At 48.1% G+C, this 3,524-nt stretch carries 4 protein-coding genes; 3 read left to right on the top strand and 1 reads right to left on the bottom strand.

What is annotated here, in order from left to right:
• Positions 1-269 precede the first annotated feature (269 nt).
• The 3 genes from IM509_RS07155 (at position 270) to IM509_RS07145 (ending at position 3,295) form a co-directional block, all read left to right on the top strand.
• Positions 270-434, top strand: coding sequence for a DUF8624 family small hydrophobic protein (locus IM509_RS07155; protein WP_167341559.1), 165 nt, complete (start codon positions 270-272; stop codon positions 432-434).
• The gene (locus tag IM509_RS07150; RefSeq protein WP_043996362.1) at positions 427-882 is read left to right on the top strand and encodes a GNAT family N-acetyltransferase; all 456 of its coding nucleotides are present in this window, start codon (positions 427-429) and stop codon (positions 880-882) included. The genes IM509_RS07155 and IM509_RS07150 overlap by 8 nt, the downstream gene beginning before the upstream one ends.
• A gap of 322 nt (positions 883-1,204) precedes the next feature.
• Positions 1,205-3,295: a PP2C family protein-serine/threonine phosphatase gene (locus tag IM509_RS07145; RefSeq protein WP_185238042.1), complete on the top strand. Its 2,091-nt coding sequence runs from the start codon at positions 1,205-1,207 to the stop codon at positions 3,293-3,295.
• Between the two features lie 43 nt (positions 3,296-3,338).
• Here IM509_RS07145 and IM509_RS07140 read toward each other — a convergent pair.
• Positions 3,339-3,524 (bottom strand): IS1 family transposase (locus tag IM509_RS07140; protein WP_287716742.1); only part of this gene is annotated, 186 nt, incomplete at its 5' end.

Raw genomic sequence — 3,524 nt, 5'->3', positions numbered from 1 at the left:
TGAAATGGGGCGAAAGTCTGTGGACTCTGTGTAAGACAGTACATGGTTTTTTAACTGTGGTATGCGACGGTGGTGGAAGCAGAAACTTAAATCGTGAGGTTTAGGAATCGCCGCACTTTTAGGGCGGCGAGGATGTCAAAGTCTAGTTGTCGGTTTCTAGTGATCGGTATGCCGATCACTTTTTTTTGGGTGAATTTTTTTTTAATTGCTGATATCTTAACTGGCAATCCCTAAAATAGAAGGAACAGCAGTGTAGAGATCAAATAATTATGGCTTTTTTTCGGCAATATATCGCCCCGCTCCTGACTATCTTAGTGTTTTTAGTTGCTCTGGTTGCCACCGGCATCCGGATTTTTTTACCGGCAGATTTAGCGGCACCCGCTCCGATCGAGCCATCCCTGGGCATAATTTTCTTTTATCCTTGGCATGGCTAACCTTCCCGAAGATTATCGGCTGCGACTGGGCAAAATGGGCGATCGCTATCTACTCATTAATTTTCTCACCCGCACCTATGAAGAATTTTTTCCCGAACAAAAAAACCTCTCCCATCTAGCTGATACAGTCAGACAGTTTTTTGGCCTCGATACTCCCCTGTGGATCGTCGAAGGACAACAAACGGCGATCGCTTGTCTCTGGATGGGGAGCGCCGTCGATCAGGTGACAGGCGATCGCTATGGTCATATTTTCCTGATTTACGTCGATCCCCAGCATCGTCGCCAAGGTATCGCCACCGCACTAATCGATCGAGCTAAGGATTGGGCAAAAAGTCGCGGACAAACCCGCATCGGTTTACAAGTCTTCATCAATAACGACAATGCTCTCAATCTCTACCAAAATCTCGGCTTTCAAACTCGCTCTTTGCTGATGTGGAAAAATATTTAGAAACTGTTAGGAGTCAGGAGATAGGAGTCAGTTATCAGTTATCAGTTATCAGTTCACTGTTTACTGATCACTGAAAAGCTCCCCACTTCCCCACTTCCCCACTTCCCCACTTCCCCACTTCCCCACTTCCCCACTTCCCCACTTCCCCACTTCCCCACACCCGGCCCCCAGGAAAAACTTTTTCAGTAAACCCTAATTATTCTCGATCGAGCGACAAAGGTTAAAATTTGGGAAACACTGGAATACACTGGCAGTCATCGTGGATAAAAACACGCTATTTTATTAACCTATACTAACCGCGCTTTAGGAGTCAGCAGTTTTCATGGATTCCGTGACAACCCTCCAATGTCAAAACCTAACCTGTCTATCCCCGAACGCTCTCACTAATAGATTCTGTGAAAAATGCGGTACTCCTTTAGTTAAGCGCTATTTATGGATGATGGGTGATTGGGTGAGAACCTATTATCATGTTGGCGAGCTAATTGATAATCGTTATTTGGTCAAACAACCACAAATTGTTCTTGATACTAAACCCGCTCAAGCACCCCAAGCACCGGAAGAACCTCCTAGCTGGCTCTCCCTCTACCTAAAATTGTTACCCTTCCATCTCCACATTCCCCAAGTCTATGGCTATATTCCCAGTCCCGATGAACGCTTGAATATGGACATCTGGCTGTTGGAATACGGCACTATTCCCCTCGATCAAACGGGAGAATTAATATATCCGGAACTATTGCCCACTCTAGCCGAGGTTTGGTCGCAAGCTTCCGATTTAAGACAAATTCACTGGTTATGGCAAATGGCCAAACTCTGGCATCCCCTTCAGAGAAAGGCTGTAGTCTCTAGTCTGCTCAACCCTTCGCTGACGAGAGTGAATAATCAGCTGCTGCAATTGCTAGAATTAAGCAAAGATGAGGCCACCGCTCCCAATTTAAAAGATTTAGGAGCTTTCTGGACCGGTCTGATCCCGACGGCAGCCGCTAATATTCAAGATTTTCTCGTATCCCTGACCCAAGAGCTAGAATCCGGTGATCTCGATCGCCCGGAATCCCTGATCGCTATCCTCGATTATGCACTACAGCACTACGGTGGAGGTCAAGAACGCAGCTATGAGATTTTTACCTGCACTGATACCGGTCTGATGCGGGAACACAACGAGGATGCCTGTTATCCCCCGACTAATCAGGCCATAACCCTCGCTCATGGTCAAAATCCCCTGGCGATTGTCTGTGATGGCATCGGCGGTCAGGAAGGGGGCGAAATCGCTGCTCAATTAGCGATCGAAACCCTGTCTAGGGAAATTAATCCCAGTCCCACCACTAATATTGAAGTCTATCCCGATAGTTACAGTCTTGTCCTCGAACAGGCGATTCGTGTCACCAATGATCTGATCAGTCAACGCAATGATCAGGAGTCAAGACAAGATCGTCAGCGCATGGGTACGACTCTAGTTATGGCTTTTGCCCAGGCCCAGGAAATGTACGCGGCCCATGTGGGGGATTCCCGCATCTATTGGATTACTGCCCACAGTTGTCATCAAGTGACGGTGGATGACGATCTCGCTTCCAGGGAAGTGAAATTAGGCTATCTCCTCTATCGTGATGCCATACAGTATCCCAACGCGGGGGCCTTGGTGCAAGCTTTGGGCATGAGTAGCGCCAATAATCTCCATCCCACCGTTCAGAGGTTGATTATTGATCAAGATTGTGTTTTTCTCCTCTGTTCCGATGGTTTAAGTGATTACGATCGGGTAGAACAATACTGGGACAGTGAAATTGTGCCTCTTTTGCGAGGAGAGAAAAATGTAACCGCCGTGGGGGAAAGTTTATTACAACTAGCTAACCAGAAAAACGGTCACGATAACTCCACCATCGCCCTAGTTTATTGTCGGGTAGTTCCTGCGGCTGAACCTGTCACGCCTTTAGTTTATGCTGAGGCCAAAGAACGGATTATTCCCGATCTTAATGACCAAGATTTTGATCACAGCGGGGACACCTACCCCGGAGAAGAAGTGGTGACAGCAATACCCACTCCCCCCCCTGCATCTTCTTCGGTTTCTAGTCGTACTTCTCCCCCCGCACCCACTAGCGTTTCACCCCTAGTCGTAGTAGTGATCGCTGTCGGTGTTCTCGGTTTGCTGGCTGCGATTGCTTGGCAATTCTTGAGTCATAATCCCCCTTCCAATCCACCGATTTCTCCCGCACCCGTCACCGGTCCGAGTCCCACGACCGGGACGACACCTCCCGCACCCGTCACCGATACCAATCCAGGGACGACACCTCCCGCACCCGTCACCGATACCAATCCAGGGACGACACCTTCCCCACCTGTCACCGGTCCGAGTCCCACGACCGGGACGACACCTTCCGCACCCGTCACCGGCCCGATTCCCCCCAATGCTTCCCCTAACTAGGGTTTGCGGCAAAAAGTTTGGCGTTGCTGAATTAAGCTATGAATCAGTAAGGAATAGGCACTTCTTGAAACTTCAGATAATGAATTATCAAACGAATAGAGTATCCTAACATTTCTGTAGACTTAGAATAGCAGAGTGTTTTGCGATGCAATCGGGCTAGATAATGTCTTAAACGTGTGTTCTCACCCTCTACTCTGGTCATATAAGTCTTACTAATTATATGGTCGCC

It is taken from the genome of Microcystis sp. M31BS1 (genome assembly GCF_020245285.1).
Lineage (GTDB): Bacteria > Cyanobacteriota > Cyanobacteriia > Cyanobacteriales > Microcystaceae > Microcystis > Microcystis panniformis.
The sequence above is the reverse complement of the archived record's forward strand: the minus strand, read 5'-3'. Positions and strand labels throughout refer to the sequence as shown.